Source organism: Ruminococcus sp. NATIVEDY160 (assembly GCF_045819885.1).
Classification (GTDB): Bacteria; Bacillota; Clostridia; order Oscillospirales; family Acutalibacteraceae; genus Ruminococcoides.
This window is the reverse complement of record NZ_CP162391.1, coordinates 830,663-853,695: the sequence shown is the minus strand read 5'-3', so window position 1 is coordinate 853,695 and position 23,033 is coordinate 830,663. Positions and strand designations below refer to the sequence as shown.

At 39.0% G+C, this 23,033-nt stretch carries 26 protein-coding genes, 1 tRNA gene and 1 pseudogene; 9 read left to right on the top strand and 19 right to left on the bottom strand.

Annotated features, from left to right (window positions below):
• Positions 1–5: 5 nt before the first annotated feature.
• The 14 genes from AB1I49_RS04100 to AB1I49_RS04035 form a co-directional block, all read right to left on the bottom strand.
• The gene (locus AB1I49_RS04100; protein ID WP_407721440.1) at positions 6–734 is read right to left on the bottom strand and encodes a glycosyltransferase; all 729 of its coding nucleotides are present in this window, start codon (positions 732–734) and stop codon (positions 6–8) included.
• Positions 659–967, bottom strand: coding sequence for a hypothetical protein (locus tag AB1I49_RS04095; protein WP_407721439.1), 309 nt, complete (start codon positions 965–967; stop codon positions 659–661). Before AB1I49_RS04095 ends, AB1I49_RS04100 begins: the two co-directional genes overlap by 76 nt.
• A gap of 4 nt (positions 968–971) precedes the next feature.
• Positions 972–2,054, bottom strand: a complete 1,083-nt coding sequence (locus AB1I49_RS04090; protein WP_407721438.1) for a glycosyltransferase family 2 protein — start codon at positions 2,052–2,054, stop codon at positions 972–974.
• 12 nt (positions 2,055–2,066) lie between these two features.
• Complete coding sequence (locus AB1I49_RS04085) at positions 2,067–3,179, bottom strand: glycosyltransferase (RefSeq protein ID WP_407721437.1); 1,113 nt, start codon at positions 3,177–3,179, stop codon at positions 2,067–2,069.
• Entirely contained in the window at positions 3,176–4,084 is a 909-nt protein-coding gene (locus tag AB1I49_RS04080) for a glycosyltransferase family 2 protein (RefSeq protein ID WP_407721436.1), read from the bottom strand. The genes AB1I49_RS04085 and AB1I49_RS04080 overlap by 4 nt, the downstream gene beginning before the upstream one ends.
• Before the next feature lie 9 nt (positions 4,085–4,093).
• Entirely contained in the window at positions 4,094–5,062 is a 969-nt protein-coding gene (locus AB1I49_RS04075) for a glycosyltransferase family 2 protein (protein ID WP_407721435.1), read from the bottom strand.
• A gap of 1 nt (position 5,063) precedes the next feature.
• Complete coding sequence (locus tag AB1I49_RS04070; RefSeq protein WP_407721434.1) at positions 5,064–6,119, bottom strand: EpsG family protein; 1,056 nt, start codon at positions 6,117–6,119, stop codon at positions 5,064–5,066.
• A 14-nt stretch (positions 6,120–6,133) separates the two neighbouring features.
• Positions 6,134–7,252: a glycosyltransferase family 4 protein gene (locus AB1I49_RS04065; RefSeq protein WP_407721433.1), complete on the bottom strand. Its 1,119-nt coding sequence runs from the start codon at positions 7,250–7,252 to the stop codon at positions 6,134–6,136.
• Positions 7,253–7,259: 7 nt separating this feature from the next.
• On the bottom strand, positions 7,260–8,864 hold the full coding sequence (locus AB1I49_RS04060) for an asparagine synthase-related protein (protein ID WP_407721432.1): 1,605 nt from the start codon (positions 8,862–8,864) through the stop codon (positions 7,260–7,262).
• Positions 8,854–9,798, bottom strand: a complete 945-nt coding sequence (locus AB1I49_RS04055) for a D-2-hydroxyacid dehydrogenase (RefSeq protein WP_407721431.1) — start codon at positions 9,796–9,798, stop codon at positions 8,854–8,856. Before AB1I49_RS04055 ends, AB1I49_RS04060 begins: the two co-directional genes overlap by 11 nt.
• Before the next feature lie 3 nt (positions 9,799–9,801).
• Positions 9,802–9,960, bottom strand: a complete 159-nt coding sequence (locus AB1I49_RS04050; RefSeq protein WP_407721430.1) for a hypothetical protein — start codon at positions 9,958–9,960, stop codon at positions 9,802–9,804.
• On the bottom strand, positions 9,953–10,630 hold the full coding sequence (locus AB1I49_RS04045; RefSeq protein WP_407721429.1) for an aldolase/citrate lyase family protein: 678 nt from the start codon (positions 10,628–10,630) through the stop codon (positions 9,953–9,955). Before AB1I49_RS04045 ends, AB1I49_RS04050 begins: the two co-directional genes overlap by 8 nt.
• 9 nt (positions 10,631–10,639) lie before the next feature.
• A complete protein-coding gene (locus AB1I49_RS04040; RefSeq protein WP_407721428.1) occupies positions 10,640–11,245 on the bottom strand; it encodes a sugar transferase in 606 nt (201 codons plus the stop codon).
• Between the two features lie 414 nt (positions 11,246–11,659).
• A complete protein-coding gene (locus AB1I49_RS04035; protein ID WP_407721427.1) occupies positions 11,660–12,154 on the bottom strand; it encodes a sigma-70 RNA polymerase sigma factor region 4 domain-containing protein in 495 nt (164 codons plus the stop codon).
• Between the two features lie 446 nt (positions 12,155–12,600).
• On the opposite strand from AB1I49_RS04035, the gene AB1I49_RS04030 reads away from it, so the two are divergent.
• Positions 12,601–13,176: a hypothetical protein gene (locus AB1I49_RS04030; RefSeq protein ID WP_201427563.1), complete on the top strand. Its 576-nt coding sequence runs from the start codon at positions 12,601–12,603 to the stop codon at positions 13,174–13,176.
• Positions 13,166–14,611: a hypothetical protein gene (locus AB1I49_RS04025; protein WP_201427562.1), complete on the top strand. Its 1,446-nt coding sequence runs from the start codon at positions 13,166–13,168 to the stop codon at positions 14,609–14,611. Before AB1I49_RS04030 ends, AB1I49_RS04025 begins: the two co-directional genes overlap by 11 nt.
• A gap of 73 nt (positions 14,612–14,684) precedes the next feature.
• Here AB1I49_RS04025 and AB1I49_RS04020 read toward each other — a convergent pair.
• The 5 genes from AB1I49_RS04020 to AB1I49_RS04000 all read right to left on the bottom strand — a co-directional run bounded on the left by AB1I49_RS04020 (position 14,685) and on the right by AB1I49_RS04000 (position 17,853).
• A tRNA-Leu gene (locus AB1I49_RS04020) sits at positions 14,685–14,771 on the bottom strand.
• A 246-nt stretch (positions 14,772–15,017) separates the two neighbouring features.
• Positions 15,018–15,215: a type II toxin-antitoxin system RelE/ParE family toxin gene (locus AB1I49_RS04015; protein WP_407721630.1), complete on the bottom strand. Its 198-nt coding sequence runs from the start codon at positions 15,213–15,215 to the stop codon at positions 15,018–15,020.
• A gap of 128 nt (positions 15,216–15,343) precedes the next feature.
• Positions 15,344–15,643: a type II toxin-antitoxin system RelB/DinJ family antitoxin gene (locus AB1I49_RS04010; RefSeq protein WP_407721426.1), complete on the bottom strand. Its 300-nt coding sequence runs from the start codon at positions 15,641–15,643 to the stop codon at positions 15,344–15,346.
• Positions 15,644–15,872: 229 nt separating this feature from the next.
• Positions 15,873–16,709, bottom strand: a complete 837-nt coding sequence (locus tag AB1I49_RS04005) for a hypothetical protein (protein WP_407721425.1) — start codon at positions 16,707–16,709, stop codon at positions 15,873–15,875.
• Positions 16,678–17,853, bottom strand: a complete 1,176-nt coding sequence (locus AB1I49_RS04000; RefSeq protein ID WP_407721423.1) for a DUF6076 domain-containing protein — start codon at positions 17,851–17,853, stop codon at positions 16,678–16,680. Before AB1I49_RS04000 ends, AB1I49_RS04005 begins: the two co-directional genes overlap by 32 nt.
• 249 nt (positions 17,854–18,102) lie before the next feature.
• Here AB1I49_RS04000 and AB1I49_RS03995 point away from each other — a divergent pair, with 249 nt between their 5' ends.
• The 7 genes and pseudogenes from AB1I49_RS03995 (at position 18,103) to AB1I49_RS03965 (ending at position 22,946) form a co-directional block, all read left to right on the top strand.
• On the top strand, positions 18,103–19,872 hold the full coding sequence (locus AB1I49_RS03995; RefSeq protein WP_407721422.1) for a hypothetical protein: 1,770 nt from the start codon (positions 18,103–18,105) through the stop codon (positions 19,870–19,872).
• Positions 19,873–20,373: 501 nt separating this feature from the next.
• Entirely contained in the window at positions 20,374–20,691 is a 318-nt protein-coding gene (locus tag AB1I49_RS03990; protein WP_407721421.1) for a plasmid mobilization protein, read from the top strand.
• Complete coding sequence (locus AB1I49_RS03985) at positions 20,652–20,990, top strand: relaxase/mobilization nuclease domain-containing protein (protein WP_407721420.1); 339 nt, start codon at positions 20,652–20,654, stop codon at positions 20,988–20,990. Before AB1I49_RS03990 ends, AB1I49_RS03985 begins: the two co-directional genes overlap by 40 nt.
• 120 nt (positions 20,991–21,110) lie before the next feature.
• Positions 21,111–21,443 (top strand): TnpV protein, encoded by a 333-nt coding sequence (locus AB1I49_RS03980; RefSeq protein WP_407721419.1) that lies wholly within the window; start codon positions 21,111–21,113, stop codon positions 21,441–21,443.
• Between the two features lie 351 nt (positions 21,444–21,794).
• Positions 21,795–21,926 carry a hypothetical protein gene (locus tag AB1I49_RS03975; RefSeq protein WP_407721418.1) on the top strand — a complete coding sequence of 44 codons (132 nt, stop codon included), beginning with the start codon at positions 21,795–21,797 and terminating at the stop codon, positions 21,924–21,926.
• A 52-nt stretch (positions 21,927–21,978) separates the two neighbouring features.
• Positions 21,979–22,623, top strand: a pseudogene (locus tag AB1I49_RS03970) (reverse transcriptase N-terminal domain-containing protein); the annotation flags it as partial.
• Positions 22,624–22,736: 113 nt separating this feature from the next.
• Positions 22,737–22,946, top strand: coding sequence for an HNH endonuclease signature motif containing protein (locus AB1I49_RS03965; protein WP_407721417.1), 210 nt, complete (start codon positions 22,737–22,739; stop codon positions 22,944–22,946).
• The last annotated feature ends 87 nt before the right edge of the window (positions 22,947–23,033 follow it).

Genomic DNA, 23,033 nt, shown 5'->3' with positions numbered 1-23,033 from the left:
ATGAGCTATAATGAAAAAAGCATATTTTCCACTGCTTTAACAGTCTTCTCTGTACTAAATTCTTTTCCTCTAATTTTGGCTTGTTCCTTGTAATGAGCGAGTAAATCAGGATTATCTAAGAGCATTTTTATTCCTTCGTATAACGCTTCCTCGCTGTTTTCAGTAACAACACCATACTCATTGTTCTCGCCAAGCATTTCTATCATACCGGAAACTTCCACTGTACAAACCGGAGTTCCGACAATAAGCGCTTCTGTTGCTGCTGTAGAAAAACCTTCCGATAACGAGCTGCAAACAAATAAATCACATTTTGAAACATATTTATATGGATTCGTTTGATATCCAAAAAACAAAAATGAATTTTCCAATCCATTCTGCTTTAAATAATCTGTTATTTCTTTTTTTTGAGAGCCTTCGCCTAATATGCAGACTTTATTATTTATACCGCTATCCAATAATTTCTTATGGATTCTCGCTAGCCTGTCATAGCCTTTAACGGTTTCGATTTTTCCAACAGAACACAAGTTAAAACAGTCTTCACCAAAAGACACATCATCAACATGAAGTAACGACTTTTTATAAACGTCTTCGGTTTCATTGGTGTTGTATAAAACTTCAATATCACCTTTATAATCTACAGCTTTGCAAAAATATTCCTTTACCCAATTAGAAACACAAGCGATCTTATCAAATCGGCAATCAACTTTTTGATACGCTGTCCCTTGGGTTCCCAATTAACAGAAGGAAACACAAAATATTCAAGCAAACCGACTTTTTCTAACTCTGCTTTAACAGGCTCCCAATCGTTTTTACTGCAAATGGAATTAACAATACCTGCATCCGTCAGATTCTTTATTAAATTGATATGTTCATCAGGAATAATGACTCCGCCTTCGAAAAGAGTGCCTTTCCAAAAGGTATCATCTAAATCCCAAATGATTAGCTTAATCTGGAAAACTGAACTCATAAAACTATTTTCCATAACTATTTACAATCTTTATTGGATATCTCTTTTTTGAATATTGATAGTAATACTTATTAACGATTGGGATTCTTTTAATATGATTAATCCATCTTCTCTTTGCGCCTTTTCTTTTTTGACAATCAATAAAATCCTTTTTTTCATTAAAAAATCTCGAAATACGACTAATAATCTGTTTATTCTTAATATACTTCGTATAATTACAAATATATTCATTAAGTAATAGCTGTTCTGTCACACGTTGAATCTCACTAGATTTTCGATTTGACGCACAAACATCTTCTATCGCCTCTATACTATATACACATATCAACTCATTCATAATACCAATTATTTCATTATCATTCGGAAATTTACAAATAAAAAATTCTCTTAACTTAATATATTCATTAATTAAGGGTACATACAATTCTTCCGTTTTAATATTTTGATGTGTAACAGAGCTGGGGTTATTTCTATAGTAGAATATTGTCTTGTCGAAAAAAAAAACTCTATCTGCAAAATATAAAGCCTTTATTCGAAAAATTTCATCTTCGTTTCTGTCAATACGAGCGTATTCTATATTATGTGATAGCAAAAAATCTCTTTTAAATATAAAACTTGAATGATGGTTCCACGAGCTTTTTACTGCACATGCACCCCCACCAATCAATTTTGCATCAACTGACATTTTTGTTCCTCTTGATAAATCACTACTACAACAAAAATATGAAAATCCATATACATCATAATTCTTCTCTAATTCACCGACAATCGTAACATCGAGAAATCCTTCTACCCATCTATCATCATGATCCAAAAATGCAACGTAATCTGCTGCTGATTTTCTCAATCCATAATTTCTGGAATCACCTGCCCCAGTATTATTTTTGCGATAATACTTTACGTTTGCTAACTGTAAACTCTCAAAATAGCGCCTGTTGTCTACCCGGCATCCATCATCTACAATTATTACCTCTATATTTTTATACGGTTGTGAGAGCACAGAGTCAACAGCTTGTTTTAATAACTCTCTTCCTTGTTCGCGCTTATCATAGAATGGTATAATAACGCTTATTTTCATTCTGCACATTTTTACTTCTCCTCAAAGACTATATAGCATTTTTTGTACAGCTTTAACAGTCTTTTCTGTGCTGAATTCTTTTCCTCTGATTTCTGCTTGCTTCTTGTAATGAGCGAGTAAATCAGGGTTATCCAGTAACATTTTTATTCCTTCATATAGCGCTTCTTCGCTGTTCTCGGTTACAACACCATACTCATTGTTCTCACCAAGCATTTCTTTCATGCCAGATACTTCAACTGTACAAACCGGAGTTCCAACAATAAGCGCTTCTGTTGCTGCTGTAGAAAAACCTTCCGATAACGAGCTGCAAACAAATAAATCACATTTTGAAACATATTTATATGGATTCGTTTGATATCCAAAAAACAAAAATGAATTTTCCAATCCATTCTGTTTTAAATAACTTGTTATTTCTCCCTTTTGAGAACCTTCGCCTAATATGTATACTTTATTATTTATACCGCTATCCAATAATTTCTTATGGATTCTCGCTAGCCTGTCATAGCCTTTAACGGTTTCAATTTTTCCTACAGAGCACAATTTAAAACAGTCTCCATCAAAAGACACATCATTAACCTGAAGCAAAGACTTTTTATAAACGTCTTCGGTTTCATTGGTGTTGTATAAAACTTCAATATCACCTTTATAATCTACAGCTTTGCAAAAATATTCCTTTACCCAATTAGAAACACAAGCAATCTTATCAAATCGGTTATATAACACTTTCGCCTCTTCAAAGCTACGAAATCCTACAGCCGTAGTTTCCGGTGTATCAAATCGACAATGTATCCAACAAACAATTTTAGTGTTTCTATCTGTACACCCGGAAACAATTCGCGCTGTAGGACCTTCGAGATATGAGATAATTATGTCATAATGCTCCTTAATAAACCGATTATATAAGGTTTCGGGCTTGAATAAAGTGAGAATTTTACTGTTTCCCTTGAAAGTCTTTTTAAAACAATGCTTTAGTTTTATATCTTCATTCAAGAACTGCTCATTAACTCCGCCGGCAAAAAGCGTTTGTACTGTAATATTGAAAATGTTCTTGTCCATATTGTTGACGAGATTAACCAAAACTTTCTCGGCGCCGCCAACTGATAGATTAGGTATGAAAAACAAAACTTTTTTCATTGGTCTTTCTTCTTTCGATTTTTAAGCAAAATAATTCTAGACAGGATAAACCCAAACGGTACACAAAGAGTTGCGATAAATCGATATGGGCACTGACGAATAAAGTGTTTTCTTTTTGCTAAAACGCAAGAAGAATCATAATGCACACAACTCTTTAGCTTGAATTTTAGCGGAAGATTATCAAACGAAAGATAATGGAGCCTAATTTCCGCAAAACTATTTGGGCTATTGTAGTATTGCCACATCATATTGTTAGTCATACCGGCGTCCTGATAATCTACATAGCAAAGATTTTCATTGACAATCAAAAAATCATAATTACGCGATATCTCTAAATGAAAATAGTGAGGATTAAAATTCTTCTCCCCGGGAAATGACTTCATCGGCGGAACCTGTTTATATAACGCAGAACGCACAACATGCTTTTTGTCGCCATAAACTGTTGGATATCTTCCTACTAAAACATCAATCAAGTTTATGGATTTCTGGTTTTCGGGATAATAACCGCCGATGTTTTTATTAGTATTCGCATCAAAATCCAACCCGGTAATACCGGCATACTTATCACTGCCGTTTTTTCGCCAAAAGTTAAGTATGATTTCTACCGCATTATCCGGCATGTAATCATCTGAATCAATACAAACAGCCAACTCAGTTTCAAGATGCGCTATTGCTTCATTGTATGCAGTATGTAAACCGCCATTTTCTTTGTAATAGTAACGGATTTCAAAATCATTGTTTTCTGAAATCCATTTGCTGACTACTTCGCGCGTATTATCAGTTGAGCCATCATCAATTACAAACCATATAAAATCTTTGTTAGTTTGTCTTTGCAAAGACCTGTAACATCTTTCCAACAGCGTTGCTCGATTATATGCAGGTGTGAAAATCGTTAAATGTTCCATAAACATTCCTTAAGAATATATTTTTAATAATCGAAAAATCATATTGTAACCAAATATTTTATTTGCCAAATAGACCATTTTTACTTTTTTATTGAGATGATATTTTAATAACCATTGGTATTGTTTCATTTTCTTTCGCAATTTATTATTTCTGGAATCATCTTCACAAAGCAAAGTCAATTTCAAAAAAGTTATAAACTGATATGAAACATAATTATAGTAGAGTGCTTTCATTCTTCCCTCGGGTATATCTTTTCCCAATTCAACACACCTAATAATGTTATCTGTCAAGATTTCAATATTTTCATATTTAATACTATGTACAATTGAACTGTTACGTTGTCGGTAGCAATAAAAGCTCTCTGGAAACACAGCGACATTGTTTATGCATTTCAACAGTCTAGCGCTCCAGTCTACATCTTCAGAAGTAATACCTTCCACAAACATAAGTTTATTGTCAATAATCACAGAACGTTTTACAGCTTTACACCAAGCAGAGGAAACGTAAACGCCTTTTGAAATCATTTCTTTTAAAACTGCGTCCTTATCTGTTAGTTGTAAATCAAATTCATAAAAGTCTATTCCTACCCCATTATCTCCTTGTCCATCCACATACTCGCGATAGCCAAAGCAAACCAAATCAACATTTCGATTCGTCATTTCGGCAATTGTTGATAGGGCGTTTTTATCATTCCAAAAATCATCACTGTCCAAAAATAAAATATACTCACCTTTAGCATGCTGAATCCCACAATTTCGAGCTGAAGATAAGCCACCGTTTTCTTTGTGAATCGCTTTTATTCGTCTATCTTGAGTTTGAAATTCATCGCATAAAGCAGAGGAACCATCGGTAGATCCGTCATCAACCAATATAATTTCATAATCATCATATGTTTGAGATAATACACTATTTATACATTCTGACAGATATTTCTTCACGTTATATACCGGTATAATAATACTAAATTTAACTGCCATTTTATTGAGCTCCTGTAAACATGCTATAGAAGAAATAGGCTATATAAAAGATTACAAAAAACAGCTTTATGTTTTTCGAAATCTTCTCATCGAAAACATTTTTTGCTAAATATGGAATTAATATTAAATTAAATAATCCTGTATATATAGGTAATCGACCTGTTCCTACACCATTTGTAAAAGTCGCAACAAAAAATGTTAGCATTGTGAACACAGACATATTTACGCAAATATTTATCAAAGGATTATTAGCGGATTCAATCTTTTTTCTTCCAACAAAAGCAATCACAACAGGTATCGCGCTGATAACTATGCGAATTGGATTTGCTCCATCATCATATTTTAAGATTTCTTCGTTTAACATATCCGTAGTATTTACAAAAACAAACAGAGCAACTACAAAAACAATAAAACTTATAAGTATACCTTTTTTCCAAGGTTCAAACCAAACTACCAGTGCAATTGGAATCATCATCATAGCCGAAGTATGAATTGTCATTGCAAGAAGAATAATAAAAACTGTCGGTACTATTTTCTTTTTGATTAGCAAAGGTGTAGCTGCAAAAATAATACAAGCTGCCAAGAACTGCCTAAGGCCATTCATCATCCATCCGCTGTAGTATCCCATAGTGATAAATAAAAAAACGGAAAGAACATAGTCTACAGAATACTTTCGATAAACAAGAACGAGCGGAATGCTCTGCATTAATGCAAATACAATTCTAAAAGCATCACGATTATTACCAAAAATTTGCTTTATAATAACTTCGATTAGAGTAAAACCGGGATCTTTGTTTGTCCACCAGTTTTGAAACACTTCATTTATTGACATAGATAATCTATCGAAACTACTTAAATATAACCATATATCGCTTCGTATTTCTCCAACACTCACAAACAAAAAAACCGGCAAAAAAGTAATAATAGCAAACAACAGACTATACCGTTCTGTCTCCTGCCCAAGAACGGTTTCTTTTTTTTTCAGTTTTGCAGCATATGCTACTAAAGCTACTAAACCTATCCAAAGAAGCAGCCAGATATCACTTTTAAAAGTCATTTAATCATCCAAGCTTAATTAAAATAAATTACTTCCAACTCTTTTTTGACTGAAGTAAAGCTGTAATCCATTGCAAAATCATACGCGCGTTTTTGGATTTCTTCAGCTTTTTGATTATCCGAAAACAACTCTAAAACTCTATCAGCCATCGTTTCTGAATCATCTTTACTAACGAGATAGCCGTTCTCACCATCATGAATGAGTTCTTTGTGTCCTCTGTTGATACTTGCAACAACAGGATTACCTGACAGCATTGACTCAACAATATTGAGAGGCAAGCCTTCACGATAGCTACATGCAACAAGAACATCAATAATATGCTGGTAGTCCTGCAAGTGAGTGCAATAGCCAAGCATTCTAACGTTGTTTTCTAAACCACACTGCTTTATCTCATTCTCTAAGTTTTCTTTCTCTGAGCCATTGCCGGCAATAAAGAGGATAGCGTCAGGATACTGCTTTACTATTCTCTGCATGGCATAAATCGCCATTTTCTGGTTTTTGTTAGGTAGCAACTCTCCTACACAGAGCAAAAGCTTTTGATCCTCGCCAAAGCCCATTTCTTTTCTGAGTCGAAATTTCTCATCTTTACCAACAGGGAAATAGCGCTTTTCATCTACACCTACACCGTGAATATGCTCTACGCGACAGTGAAAGTTCTTCTTTGCCAAGCGGTAATCTTCATGAGTGATGGTGATTAAAGTGTCGGTCTTTCGCGAGAAATACTTTTCAACCGGATAGTAAATCATCCAGTTCTTTTTCGGAGAACCCTCATAAAAATGAAAACCATGTGCTGTATAAATCAGTCTTGCTCCGCTTTTTCTCGCTTGTTTTGCGGCGATTCGAGTAACAATACCGCCCATTGGCGTATTGCAGTGGATAACGTCATAATGTCCTTTGTTAATAATCTGCTTGAGCATTTTCTCTGCTTTCAGGTTATCCTTACTCTTTGGAGAACGGGAAAAGGGAATATCAAAAACCTTCTCAACAAAGTCAAGCTTCAAGCCGTTCTTTTCGGCAAGATTGTTCCGCGCCGCAACGTGAACCTCACAACCATGAGCGTGCAGCACCTCAACCAAAGGCTTATGAAATTGGCAAATATGGCTCTGCACCGTCGCAGTCAGCAAAACTTTCATTTTTCAATCACCTTATCTTTGACCGATAAAAGGTTGTTCTCATCTTAAAGAACAGTTTTTCCATCCATATACGATAACCATGAAAATACAGATTAGGTATTTCCACTTCAGCATCAACAACCTTCTGATTCATACTTGCCATAATTCTCTTATGAACAGAGTCGGATTTTCTTTCATCATGCGGGAAACTGAGAAATAATTCCAAAATCTTTCTATTATTCATTGGCATAGTCATTCTATGATACAACTGTTGGGAAGAAATGACTGAAACTCCCCAACATCCCATGCGGATTTCCCAATAAAACAAATCAGTATGTTCATAGTTGTATAATGGTTTTTCCAACCCAATCTCCTGCAAAAACTCCGCATACTTTTTATCCGACCACCTTAGCAATCCCGGATGCCCAAAAAATCTTGTCTGAAACACACTAGCGCATCTTTCGTTTAATACCGTCGGCATTTTTATCTCATATTTTCTTTCAAAGAAAGCTCTTGCCACTTCAGAAGCCCATGATTTTAATTCTATATCGTACGCATTTAAATCATGGAGAAATATATATTTTCTAATTTCATTATCTGCCAGATTCACAAAATAGTTTGTGTTATGTTGAAGTAATTTTTTTATAAAATCAAAATCGGAAAAACTGCTATTTTCTTCCGGAATATGGTATAAAGTATGTTCCAATCCTAAATTATCACAAATCTTTTTAGCACCCTCGGCATCTACCAGTTCTTGCGGTTTAGAATGAAAACTAAAATACGAAAACCTATCATATAAACCATTCGCGCAAGCTAATGTAGTCTTACTGTCAGTTCCACCGGAAAGTGATATTGTGCATCTTTTCCATTTTTTGGTACAACATTCAATGCCGTTATGAATTAATCTTCCGATTTCTCTAATGTTAGTATCTTTATCTTCATCATTGGTGAACTCAGGATGGTTTCTTATCGGGTAAAATCTCTTAATAGAAAAAGCACCATCGTAGAACAAATAAGTATTTGCACCAAGTCTTTTCAGTTCTTTATACGGTGTAACATTACCGGGCAAATGCCTATTGCCGATGTTATAGCACTTTGTTTCAACCAGTTTTTCGACATTCGGATCCATTTTTAAATCGCACAAGTCAGCAATCAGTTGAGGGTGCTCCGTTACATAAATATGGTTGTTTATCCTTCCAAAATAACATCCTGTTAATGAACAAGCATCCTGACAAGCAATCAGCTTTCCATTATCAAAAAGCATAATTACATGTAGTCCTGTTAGTTCAGAAACCTTATCAAAATATGACTCTAGCCCTTTTGTATATGCATTAATTAAATTAGAACACAATTCTTCCTCCCGATACTGCATGTCAAAAGGGTTATAAGCATGGCCGATAATAACCGAAGTTAATTGATTATCACTTTGTAGATATACGGTCTGTTCTCGTTGTACATATAGAAAGTAATTGTCGACTTTATGCTCGCTCCATATCCCGTAAAAAGGGTACTCTTCAAGATTCTTTAGCTTTTTATTTGTAAGAAGATAGCCTCTTCTAAAAAGCATCTCTCGATATTTAGAATTATTGTCTAATTCAGATTTTATTTCATCTCTTAAAATCTTAATTGACATTATATTTCCTCCGCAAATTTCCTATAATACACGCTTTAATTCTATCTTTGTTATGGTCCCCGATAAAACTATTATGAGGAGTAAGGATAATATTCTTGTTGTCCCATAATTGGGATTTTTCGTCAAGCGGTTCTTCTTCGCAAACATCCAGAACCGCTCCGCCAATCCGATTTATATGAAGCAGCAATGCATTTATATCAACGATTGCCCCGCGAGCAATATTCACTAATATTGCTCCATCTTTCATCAAACTTAATCTATAATTATCCATCATGTGAAGCGTTTGTTTCGTAAGAGGCAGTGTCAATACAACAACATCAGCCTTTGTGAGCTCACTATTAAAATGATTCATAGGTTTAATAACCGAGTAAAATCTGCCCCTGCTCGGTAATATATGCAATACGTCCTGAGGACTATCCTCATTAGCCAGTAAATCAACGCCAATCACATCACAATCAAGTGCTGAAAACCGCTTCGCGCATTCATTCCCCACGCTGCCGCAGCCGACTATCAGGACTTTTTTGCCTGCCAATTCCAGCAAACCGCGGTGCTTTTCCCAAAGATGTTTTCTCTGATTCTCTCGGAAAAACGCCGCTTGTTTGTAAAGTTGCAGCACGCCGCAGAGGGCGAATTCCGCCATCGGAATACTGTAGACGCCGCGTGCGTTGTGAATTTCAATGCCGTGTGCCTTGACATAGTCCATATCTACTCTGTCAAAGCCCGCGCTGGTCAGTTGGATATATCGTAAATTTGTGAATTTTTCAATCGGGTGGGTTAGGAATAAACCGTTGCAGATAACGCCTTCTGCCCAATCATAAGAGCAGGGTAACGCATCTTTTTCGTACTGCATAAAGGTGACGGTATGTCCCATCGCTTCAAGCTCTGCTATGCAATTTTTGCCGTCAGGCCATGCGCCTGTCACCAATAAATTCATCGCTTATCCCTCGCAAATCGCGTGAACGCGCTCTGCAACTACCCTTTCATTTTCTCTGAAATAGCTCATTTTGCTTTCGCACTCGGCTTCGAGCTCGCGGATTTCCTTTACTCCGTCGATGAAGGTCGAGCTGATAATACCGATATGCTTTACCTTATACATTGCAGAAACTGCGCGACAAAATAGCGCAAGTAGAGCCGAGACGGTAATGCTCGCGGATAATGTACTCGCTGGGCAACATTCCCTTGCCGAGCGACGCAACGCCGCCAAAGCCGTAGGGAATTCCTTTCAGCTTGCACTTTAGGCACAGATTTTCCACCGTGCCGTCGGCGAGCAGCTCAAACATAAACTTTTTATGATAACCAAGGCTCAAATCGTTTAGCCCTATGTAGATTTCGTTGATGCCGTCAAGCTCCAGAATTTCATCCAAAGCTTCAGCGGACTGCGGCGTTTCAATCAGCAGCATGGTTTTGGCCCTGCCGCCAACGTAGGACAGGAAATCTTCCGCCTGCGAAACGCTTGTGATATATGGCAGCATAATGATATCCGCGCCGGCTTGAATGACATCGTCAATCTCCTGTTTGGATGAAGTATACTCATCAGTCGCCTCATGAATCGGGTTTACGCGCACCAAAACCTCGGCACTCTCAACCGCCTGCTTCATGGTACGCACATCCTCAACCGTATGGTGATTCTGCACGGAGTCCAATCCGCCCTGGCGTTCTGCCTTGCCGATGTATTCCATATCAACGAAAATTCTGTCGACGCCCGACGACTCCGCAATCTGCGCAATCTCAGGCTTATTCGTAATGTACATTAATTTCAGCGCCATAATGCAACCTTATTTCTTCACTGTTTCGCCTTTGTTTTCATTATCTGCATTCGTAAAAATCTTGAAAATCGTGAGCCAGAAAATCTTGAAATCCAGCCCGAAGGAAATGTGGTCGACATACCACACGTTCAGCTCAATGCGCTTGTGCCACTCGACGTCTTTTCTGCCGTGCGTCTGCGCCCAACCGGTAATGCCCGGACGAACCTCAAACATACGCTTTTGCTCGTCGGTGTACTCCTCCCACTTCCACGGATGGTAAGTCAGCGGAGGTCTGGGGCCGATAAGCGCCATATCGCCTTTTAAAATATTTATTAACTGAGGAAGTTCATCGATACTTGTCGCACGGATAAACTTTCCTACCTTGGTAACTCTCGGATCTCCCTTGCCGGAATACACGCCGGAACCGGTTTTCTCTGCTCCGACTTTCATTGAACGGAATTTTAGAATATTGAACACTTTTCCGTTCTTTCCGATGCGCTCCTGCTTGAACAGAACCGGTCCTTTGGATGTGGCTTTTATGATGATGGCAACAATCAAATAGAGCCAACTCAATACTATCAATGCCAAAACCGACAGAATAACATCTATTAATCTTTTAAAAAAATTTTTATACATAGTAACCCCGTCAATTTTTACGCGGCTTTTCTCAGATTACGCCTCAAGCCCATAAGTAACCAATTAATATATCTTATAATATTATATCATTTTTTCTATTTATGTCAAGCGTTAAAATACATTGTCAATTATTGCCGGACAATGTTGCATTTATTGTTTTCATGGGGTTGATTTTAGGTAAAATATTGTTACTGTACATTAGTATCCGTATATTTCTATAGTAAAAGTCAATCGGTTAGAGAAAGCCAGTTGTTTTTGAAAAAATAAACGCGCGATATTTCGCCCTGTGTCGCTCAAACAAAACCTTCGAAAAATGTCCCGACCACGACGAACATAGCCCACACAGGCGATTTGTCGCGGTTTGTGGGGCAAAATTGAAGGCAGTGGAAACAACGCAGAATGTTTCCACTGCCTTTACTCTTGTAGCAGCTTTCGTAGCTTATTTAGAATTGATTTCAGTTTCTTTTGAGCGCCGTCCTCGGTCAAGCCGAGCAGCAAGGACACTTGGCGGATTGTTTTTCGCTCTTTGTTTTTCAGACACTGCGGACAGATACCGTAGATGTACTCTATCAACATCTGGTCTTTCTTGTTGAGTTTGGCGAGGGCGTTCAATAACTTTTCTTGTCGGCATAACTTGAAAAAGATATGTTCTGTATATAAACAATTATCAGCGGAATCCACCGCAGAAGAATAGTAATCTTCGTCCTCATCACTGCCGTAAAAATCAGCGTTATACTTTGGCTTGAAAGTGGTTACGGCAATCAAATAGTTTTCTATGCTATCTTCCGACAAATCCATTTCCTCTGCAATTTCGGAAATAATTTGTGACAGCGGTTTATCATTTTCTTTCTTCTGAAAGTACATATACGCTATCTTTTTCAGTACCGCATATTGATGACGGTTATCCAAATTGAAATTGCCGCAGTTGATTCGCACATAGTCGTGCCATGCTGACAGCACATCATATTTTATCAACTGCAACAAAGGCATGCCGTGATGTTGTATATTGGCAAAATAAAGCAACATGCTACAGTATGAATTTGAATCCCTCGCAAAATGTTTCCTCTCATAGTTCCAGGCTCTCCTCGAAAGTAAAGTAGGGCGGAGAAATAAACCGGAGTGGTTACAGCAGAGGAAGGAAATGAAGATGTAAAATAAAAAAACATGGAATATTGATTGATTCATTATCTCGATTTTTAATCACATGGCAGTTCAAAACATTGTTCACAAAATTGTATGAGTTTTTTGGTATATTATCAACAAAAACCAAAATATAAATTCTACAAATTAATAAATGGAAAGTATGAAAAATATATGATAGAATTATAAATGTATAAAACTTAGAGGTGACTATCATGAGTGAAATGCAGAACAATCATAAATTAGATAATCAAGAAAAATGGATTTTTCTAGAAAAGAATGAAATAAAACATCTTTTTATTTATTATATTACAGTATTAATTCTATCTTTTTTTTGGTTATGTTTTTCCTTAGTATTTAATTTTGAAATACATAATAACGGATTCTCAAAACTGATAGGAATTCTGATGTTTGATTTCCCAAGTGGAGTGTTAGGAGCCACAATTTATTACATTAGGAAATTATATAAGTCAGCGATTCAAAATCTAGTTAATGATTCTTCAATTCTATTAGAAAACACTTATTACAGAAAACTTGGTGCAAAAATCTATTTTTATTTCCGCCCAATTATAAGTGGTATCTTATCGATAATAATAAATATAGGAATAATAAGTGGTATATTTTTTGTGAATGCAGGTCAGGAATTTGATAACAGCAATTTCTTTTTAATTTCTGTAATAATATCTTTTTTTGTTGGATATAGCAATGGAAAACTAATTCTAAAATTAGATAGATATGGTGAAAATGTTATCAATAATATAATTAAGGAGAATAAAAACAATGAACAATGACAATACTTATATAGAAAAGAACAAAGAGAAGATAATTGAACTTGAGCAGTTAGCAAGCGAAGTGTTAAAATTAAAAAAACTACATCGTCAGCGCAGACCCATAGTAATAGAATTCTGTGGTAGTCCCAAAGCAGGGAAAACTTCTTGTATTAATTCTTTAAATTTATTCTTGAAAAGAAACGGATTTAAAACTTCGGTTTTAAGTGAGAGAGCAAGTGTTAGTCCAATAAGCGATAAGCATAATCCCATATTTAATGTATGGACCTGTACATCTGCTATTAACGAAATTAACGAAAAAATGGATAGAGCTAGAAACGGAGAAGATATTGATATAATTATTTCAGATAGAGGAATATTTGATGCTTTATGCTGGTTTAGATGGTTAAAAACTCAACATAATATGAGTGAATATGAATATAATGTATTAACGAAATTTGCAACAATATATAGGTGGCAAAAAAACATTGATTTGGTTTACGTTTTTATGGTTTCTCCCCAAGAATCCATTGAAAGAGAATACGCTAATCTACTCACAACTAAACGTGGAAGTATTATGCGGGAAAATGTTCTTGAACAATATTTGAAATCAGTTAAGGATACTATTGATGAATATAGAAGTGAATTTCGAGCAACACATCAGATTGATACTACTGATAAAGAACAAAATGATGTGGGATATGAAGTTACACTTAGCACATTAGAGGTGTTAAAAGATATGTTAATCGAAAAAATCGGTTACATTCCTAAAAGTGAAATCACCTTAAGAGAAGGAATCAATGATTTTGAAACAATTAAGTCTTCATTAGATTCATATAGTTTTGCTAACCGTGATGAGGTTGAGAGTAATGAGCAATTTATACAACCTATTCCTATTGCTGTAATAACAAATTTAGAGAGAAACAAAATACTGTGTATAAAGAAAACTAAACAAAGTACTTCTAAGTATTCGCCAGAGTCTGGAAAACTATTATTATATGCCGGCGGACACATGAGGCAGGAAGATGAAACAAATAATAAAAAAAATAATTTTGTTTCCACGGCCAAAAACACATTGGAAAGAGAATTATTGGAAGAAATCGGTATTTCATATTGTATAGATAATTATCAACCTTTTGTTTTATACACTCCAAGTTATGGAGTAAAAAGCAGTCAACATTTAGCAATTGGTTGGATAATAGAATTAGATGAAAAGAAAAAATTGAATTTAGATAGATATGAAATAATTCAAAAAAGGGGTACAAGTAAGAGTGGAAACTTTATTTCATTTATAGAGTTAGAGCAAATGTTTTTGGAAAGAAGAGATTTATTATTTGAGAGTTGGAGTAAAGAGATTTTGTTGAATTTCTTCAAAGATAAGTGCTCTGAACATTTTATTAATCAGCTCATTACAAACAAATCTAATCCTCAAATGTCTTTGTTTAATAATACATTGTAATTAAAAAACATCATAACAAAAGCACAAATCCGAACCCGTCTCCAACTGGGAGAAGGTTCGGATTTTTACTGTTTGGTGCAGGTAACAGGACTTGAACCTGCATGAAATTGCTTTCACATGGACCTGAACCATGCGCGTCTGCCAATTCCGCCATACCTGCGAGTATAAAATTGTTGTGGTGTTAGTGTGGAAGCGACGGGATTTTTCAGCTGCACCGAAGGGGTGTCATCTGATGATTGAAGCTATGAGCAGTGAGAAAACCTAACGCGCCCTGTTTCGCCCCGTGTCGCGCGAAAGAATCGGTGGGGCACGTACCCGACCTCGCCCAACAAAGCCCACACAGGCGGTTTGTCGCGGTTTGTGGGCGCAAATACAGCTGTGGCTCAATACGCTCCACAGCTGTTTTTTAGTTGTATTCTGAAAGCGCGTTAAGCGGATTACGTCTTGCGTAAATCACGTTCAAAATATATACGCACTTTGCGTTTTCATCTATTCTGTAATAGATATAATATTTCTTGTAAATTATTCTTCTGATTCCGCGCGAATGCCACGGTTCATCCGAAACAGGCGCAGTAGCGCCCGGAAACGATTCGAGCTTTTCAATCTCTTACCGTAATCCGTGAATATATTTCATAGCGGTCTCCGGCGCTTGCAACGTATAGGCGATATAGCTTTTAAGCTGAGATAAATCCACTGCGGCATCGGGTGTGATAATAACGTTATAGTGCTCCATCACGTCAAATCCCTTTCAAGCTCATCAAAAAAATGATTGGCGGATACACCTTGACCGTTTAATGATTGGTCGTAGCTGTGCTGAAGCTTTCTGTCTAATTCTTCTTTTGTTAATATATGCATTGTCGCAGGCGCAGCAGGAACGGTTAGCTCAAACGGTACTCCGTGCCTGTAAATAATTTGACGGTACAGAGAATTGATTAAAACGGACACAGGAATGCCGAGGTTTTTTAATATCTCTTCAGCTTCTGTTTTTATATCTGACTGAACACGTGCGCTGACAGTTGCATCTTTCATCATAATAAATCAACCATCTTTCAATTTAATTGTACAACACTGTAGTGCAAATTGCAAGACATATTTTATTAAAACAATAACAAGCATCACCTTACGCGCCCTGTTTCGCCCCGTGTCGCGCGAAAGAATCGGTGGGGCACGTTTTACCCGACCTCGCAAACAAAGCCCACACAGGCGGTTTGTCGCGGTTTGTGGGCAAAAAAAAGACTGCGGAGCACACTGCCCGCAGCCTTTACTCTTCCATGCTCTTTTTCAGCTTATTCAGTATGTTTTTCAGCTTCTTTTCCGCGCCGTCCTCGGTCAAGCCTAACAGCAGCGACGCTTCACGCAAGGTTTTCTTCTCTTTATTTTTCAGACACTTAGGACAAATGCCATAGACATATTCAATCAACAACCTATCCGGCTTGCGAAGATCGGCAAGCGCGCTATTGAGCTTTTCCTGTTGCAGCAACTTAAAATACAACGCTTCCGTATCCAAATCATTTGCAACAGAGTCCACAGCAGAGGAATAGAAATCATCTTCATCATCATTTGCATAGAAATCCGCGTTGTACTTTGGCTTGAAGGTCGAGACCGCAACAAGGTAATTCTCAACGCTTTCCTCTGTCAGGTTCAACTCAGCCGCAATCTCGGAGATTATTTCTGATAGAGAATTATTATTATCTTTCTTCCGATAGTAAAGATACGCTATCTTTTTCAGGAGTAAATACTGATGACGGTTATCAATTTTAAAATTGCCGCAATTTACCCTAACGTACTCCTGCCACGCAGTCTGTACCTTGTACTTTATCATTTGCAACAGAGGAATATCGGAATCATAGTTTTGCAATTCTTCCCACAGCAGAAAAGAAAAAATCTGCTTCAAATCCTCAGCTCGATAATCATCTAACTCGTACCGTTCAATAAATCGCTTTGTTTTTCTATCCAACACAGGCTCATAAAAGTGAAGAAACTCCCTGTAATATTTTATATCTCCCGTTTCCTTATATCGTGTAAAATATTCATTCCAATCCAACCGTTCGTGCATGTAATCCAACTCATACATCCGTGATTCTCCGTACATATTCATCAATCGCTGTTAATTCCATATCCTTTTCGTATTGCTCTGCCGCATAATCAAAATTAGTCTGCGCTTGTTCATAGCAATCCATAATATATTCTTTTGCCGCTTCAAATTCAGCGTCGCTGTATTTGTGGCGGCTTTTTCTTTGTCTGATGGTGTTATCTCTTTTCTTCCATAGAATACGAATAGGTGTATCCGATTTCTTTTGTGATTCCTTTTTCCCGTTTGTGATTTCCGGATGCTTGGCGACATATTTACACGGCACATCATATTGCGGATTTTTCTCTTCACAGTATAACTGCCGGTGCGCGGTCGTCATCAAAAAATATTTTCCGCAAATACCGCACTGCCAAAGGTAATGCCCGTGGCTAAGCGCCTCGAAAAAATCCATGACAAAGAAATCCATCATACGGCTGAAATATACTCTGCGCAGGATTTTATACTCTCCATTCACCTCGTCAATCACCGGCACGACCGTATTCATAGACTTAACGGAAAAGCCCCACATAGATTTAACAGCGGGATTTGACTGCTCAAGAAAAAACATAAATAACTCATCGTTAAATAGTTCGAAAGCAGTTTTTGCAAGCTCGGATTTTTGGCGCGATGCTTTCTCCATAAACATCACAGTAAAGTTTTGAACAGCTGTGGCGAAGTTGGCGGTATCGATTCCGATATAGGCATAAATCAGACCCAACTCAATAGCGTAAGCGTAACGCTTTTTTATTTTCTTCAGCTCAATAACCCTTTCCTCGGTAAGAGGTTTTTCCGTACTAAGAAAATCCTCATATTGGTCTAAAGACTCTTCCGATAATAAATCATCAATCAGACTTTTGGATTCCTCATAATCAAAGCACTGAAAAATCTCAAGCTTTTTCATATATGACAGCATATCCAGAATTACGTCCTTATGAATGAGAAAGACGTTTCGGTTGTATCCCAAAACCGATATCGTTTGATAGCAGTTCAGTGCTTTACCGCCGAGCTTCAAAATTTCGTCCATTTCACTCTTAGATATATTCGCCGCCATTTTACTGACCGCTCCCAGCGGATAGTTGCGGTTGTTTAGTCTGACTGTATCGTCGGAGAAGTCTGCTGAAAAGCGGTTATAGAGGTGGTAACCCTCGTTTGAATTTTCGATAAACTTCATATTAGAACCTCCGTTCGATAATATTATAGCACAACTGTTCGATTGTCACAACCCCTTTTTGGAAAGATTTTTGACTTGTCATATCAAAATACGGACTTTTTAAAATATTTGACATTGATAGAGTGGAAGGATGATTTAGCCGAATGCCGGTTAAGGCTGGATCGTCAATCCGCAAAAAATGAATACTACTCCCACTTTTCCTAGGCGGGAGTTTTGTATTCACAAAATAATTTTAAGGAGGAATTACAGATGAGTAATTCAAGCACAAGCCCTGTACAGTATCCGCTGCCGTACAAGGTTATTAACGGCTGCCTTTACAAAGAGGTAACCACCAAAAGCGGAATCACAACAAAGAAGCTCAGTAACTTTTTGCCGTATATCGTCAAAGAGGTCAGCGTTGACGACGGCGTAGAAGAAAAGTATGAGCTTCGCTTAGGCGGCGTTCATTCGAGCGGCAGATTGCTTCCGGAGATTGATGTGTCAGGTTCTGAGCTTGGAAACTTCAACTGGTTGATAGAACGCTGGGGAGCGGATTGCGTTCTTGAACCCGAAAGAAGCATAAAGGAAACCGTCCGTCACGCTATTCAGCTTACAACGGAGAATGCGGAGAAAATACACGTTTACCATGTTACCGGCTGGAAGCATATCGACGGTAAGTGGGAATATTTGTTGCCGAACGACGGAAAGTATGATGTCAGCTTACGGGGTAAGCTCAGTCGCTATGAAAAAGCAACTGATTGGAAAATCTCCGATTTGTCAAGCGCATTTTTTATGACAAGTGAATTCTCATTTGCACCCGATGAAATCACTTTGCCGTTGCTGGCTTTCACTTTTCTCACTCCGCTTAATGAATTTCTTCATCAGGCTAATTATGAGCCGAAGTTTGTTCTTTGTCTGCTCGGTAAAACCGGAACGCGCAAGAGTACGCTGGCGGCGTTATGCCTTTCGTTTTACGGAAGATTTTCAGGTTCGGATTTGCCGCTCTCTTTCCGTGACACTGCCAATAGCATTATGTACAATGCTTTTTCGCTGAAGGATGTATTGACCTGCATTGATGATTTTCATCCGAGCGTCAGGAAAGAAGTCAACAGGCTGACAGAAACTGCTCAGTTAGTCATGCGCGGTTACGGCGACCGTATCGGCAGAGGAAAATTGAAATCCGATTCCACTCCAATGGAGTCGCGTCCGCCTCAGGGCAACGCCATTATCACAGCCGAGCGAGCTCCCGATATCGGCGAGAGCGGTACAGCAAGATATTTCTCGTTAGAGCTGCGCGACGGAATGATTGATTTGAAAAACCTTTCTTCCTTTCAGCGTGAAGCGGAAAAAGGCACGTTGCGCAGCTGTATGCTGGCTTACACAGAGTGGATAAAGTCGCGGTACCTGAAAGGCAAGGACGCCGTGCAGTCATTTGTTGAAAATCTAAAACATCTCTTTGAGAGTTACCGTGATGAATTTTCGAGCTCAGGAATCCTCTGTCACGGCAGAGTGCCTGAAATGTTCGCGTGGCTTATGATAGGTATGGAATACTTTCTATCTTTTCTGCTGGACTATGAAATTATTTCCGAAGAAGATTGTCAATCGACATATATGCGTTGCAGAGATTGTCTGTATGAGCTTGCAAAGAAGCAGAGCATGAATATTGAACAGGACAAGCCGACGCATGTATTTATTCAGAAATTATATTCTCTGATTGAAAGCGGACAGGCATTTGTACTGAACAGATTTAATCCTCCGGATTATTTGCCGAATGGATTCGTCGGTTATGAGGATGATAAAAACTATTACCTGAATGCCGACGCGGCTCATACAATGGTGAAAAGTCTTTGTGATAAGCAGGGTGAGAATTTCACGATTTTAAAGAACGATTTACTGAAAGCACTTGCGGAGGAAGGTATATCGCGAAAGGAAAAGAAGTCGGGAAAAAATACCAGATCCATAAACATCAACAACAAAACCAAACGATTGATTTGGATTCCAAAATCGGAATTTGACTATATCGTTGGTCTGGGTGAATAACGGGGTGATTCGGGTGATAAGGTTTGGAAAGGCTCGCAAACACTGGACTATCTCTTTTCTGCCGGGGTGATAACCGGGGCGATTTATTGCCTCGGCGTTGCCCCGGGGTGATTCCGAAAAAGCTGATGAACTCCGAGAATTGATTACGGTTGCCCGGATTGCCCCACAATACAGTACCCCTATTCTACAAAAACCGCATATCAAATTCAAGCGAATTTTGTCGAAGCGAGGGAAAGTTTTTTATGCTGACTTTTTGATGTCTAGCCTCGTTGCTCTCCGCTGTTCCTCAATTAACTTCCACTCGTCTAATCTGTTCCGTTGCCTACGGCAACTCCACAGCTTAGTCCTCGCCGGTCGTTAATTGAGGGCTCCGAGCCTCGGCTTTTCTTACTTTATTGCCAGTTTCGCCTTCGTATTACGACCGCCGGTTTCCGGCGGCCGCGAAGGCAGATGCGGGCAAGGCCCGCACCCCTTTAAAAAACTATTTGGAGGTATATTTTTATGAAAAAACAAGCGAAAACAGAAATTCTCTCCTGCCGTGTCACGCCCGAGCAGAGAGAAATGATTGAAGAAAAGGCGTATTCTTCCTACCGAACGCCGAGCATGTATCTGCGTGACTGTGCGTTGGATAAGAAAATTATTGTTGTGAAAGGCGTCGACGAGCTCGCTTCCGAGCTGAGAAAAATCGGAAATAATCTCAACCAACTGACGCGCGCGGTCAACTCCGGCTTCGCTTATGAGGTCGATTTGAGCGAGACGAGAGAGGAGGTGGCGCGGATATGGCAATCGTTAAATTCGCTCCTGCAGGAAGTCCGCTGAATAATATCTTCGACTATGTCATGCGCGACGAAGCGACCGAAAGCAAACTTGTCAGTGGTGTAAACTGTTCTCCCGAGAGTGCTCTCGACGAATTTCGGTTTGTTAAGAAGCGTTTTCACAAGGAGGACGGCAGGAGTTACTACCATATTGTGCAGTCATTCTCGCCCGACGACGACCTCACTCCCGAGACGGCTCACGAGATCGGCTTGAAATTTGCGGACTACTTTCCGGGCTTTCAGATCGTCGTCGCTACCCATGTTAACACCAACGCCATCCAAGAGCTATTATGTAAAGGGTAGTTTCTACTACCTTAGTACATATGACTGCGGCTCATTTGTGGTAAATTGAAAAGCAGTTATAGGAAAGGAGTATAATCTACAATCCGAACTGTAAAACTATTACTATGAAAGGAGTCTGTCATGAAACAGAAAACTATTTTTGAACAGCTCGGCGGTACATACAGCCGGCAGGGAGATTATCTGCTCCCTAATCTTACTGTACCGGATCAGGACGATTACGAGATTGGTATATGGGGACAACGCCGCAGGCGTTATCTGAAAGAACACCATAGAATCCTATACTACAATCTTTTGACCTCATGTAAACTGCGTCCGCATTTGGCAGAGGTTGAAAAGGAATGTAACGAGCGTATGGATACCCTCGTCAAAGCCATCGCCAAACAAGAAGGCGTGACCGAGGCGCTCAAAGCAGCCGACCAAATGGCTTGGGTGCGTCGTATGAGTGTGACGTGAAAGTCGTACAGTTAATTGCAGAAATGCTGCCCTATCCATTCGGGGTAATCCTAATGTGACCTGCGCAAGCGGTAACGCGAGGGTGGGAAGCTCACATGACAACGTGGATAATCTGCCAGCCCAAGGCGGATGAACTGCAAGGATAAGAATGCTATGGAGAACACAAGTTAATCATCGTAAGGGTCGTCACGCTACGACAAGCGAAACGGGCTGAAACGCTTGAACCAAAAGGTACGGAGACAGGCGAAGGGGCTTCATTAACCCTATCGTGAATGGACAAAATGCTCCCGGCTCATAGATGGCTCCTAAGGCATTCGCAGTATTAACTGAACGGAACACGGTAAACCCTATGTGTTCCTTTGCAACAGAGGTATCGCTCCCGCAAGGGTAAGAAACGACACAGAGGGCAAAGGAACAGGACAAAAAGCGAACGGCGCTGTTGTAACGACGGCGTATAGCGGTTCAAAATTTGCCGTAGCCTGAAAGGGCGCAGACTTGTCCAAAGGTATTTTATGGCATGAAAGGGGGCAAATCTGTGAAAGGTAATAACTCAACGACGGAGAAATCCGAGAGGTTATCTGACAAATCCGGGCTTGAAAAACAGTGGAACTCAATCAACTGGAAGCAGGCAGAGGAATATGTTAACAGACTGCAATTCAGAATTGCTAAGGCAACATCGGAAAACAAACAAAATACAGTCAAAAGATTACAGTTTCTGCTGACGCATTCTTTCTATGCAAAGCTATTAGCTGTAAAGCGTGTCACGACGAACAAAGGAAAGAGAACGGCTGGCGTTGACGGAGAGCTGTGGAAAACAGCCGCCGAGAAAATGCAAGCCGCGCTCTCGCTGACGGACAGGCACTACAAAGCAAAACCGCTGAGGAGAGTGTATATCGAAAAGAAGGGCAAAAACAAGAAAAGACCCTTAGGCATTCCAACTATGTACGACAGAGCAATGCAGGCGCTGTATGCGCTTGCGTTAGAGCCCATAGCTGAAACAACAGCAGACCGCCGCTCGTTCGGATTCCGAAAAGGCAGGTGCTGTCAGGACGCGTGCGAACACCTCTTTCAGTTGTTGTCCCGCCGCAATGCAGCACAATGGATATTAGAGGGAGATATCAAGGGATGCTTTGACCACATCAGTCATCAATGGCTGCTGGAAAACATCCCAATGGATAAACCGAATTGAAGGAAGCAGCACACACACCGATAACCAGACACGTAAAAATTCGGGCAAGCGCAAATCCTTATTTGGAGCCTGAATATTTTGAAAAACGTAAGTTTCAAAACGGAATGAGAAGATTGTCGGGAAAATTCAAGACTGTATGGAAAAATCAAAAAGGCATATGCCCTGTTTGCTCCAAATCTATTGACTTGGCGGAAGAAAGAAGAATACACTTTAAAACTCCGCGCAAGGACGGCGGCACAAACGCTGTCGACAATATGATTTATGTGCACGGCGACTGCCTTAAACATATCCAATGTTACCGCGCTTTGGCGTGATAAAATACTTGAGCCGTATGAGGGGAAACTCTCACGTACGGTTCTTAGACGAGAAAGCGAGAGTAATCTCGCCGACTTAGTCGACAT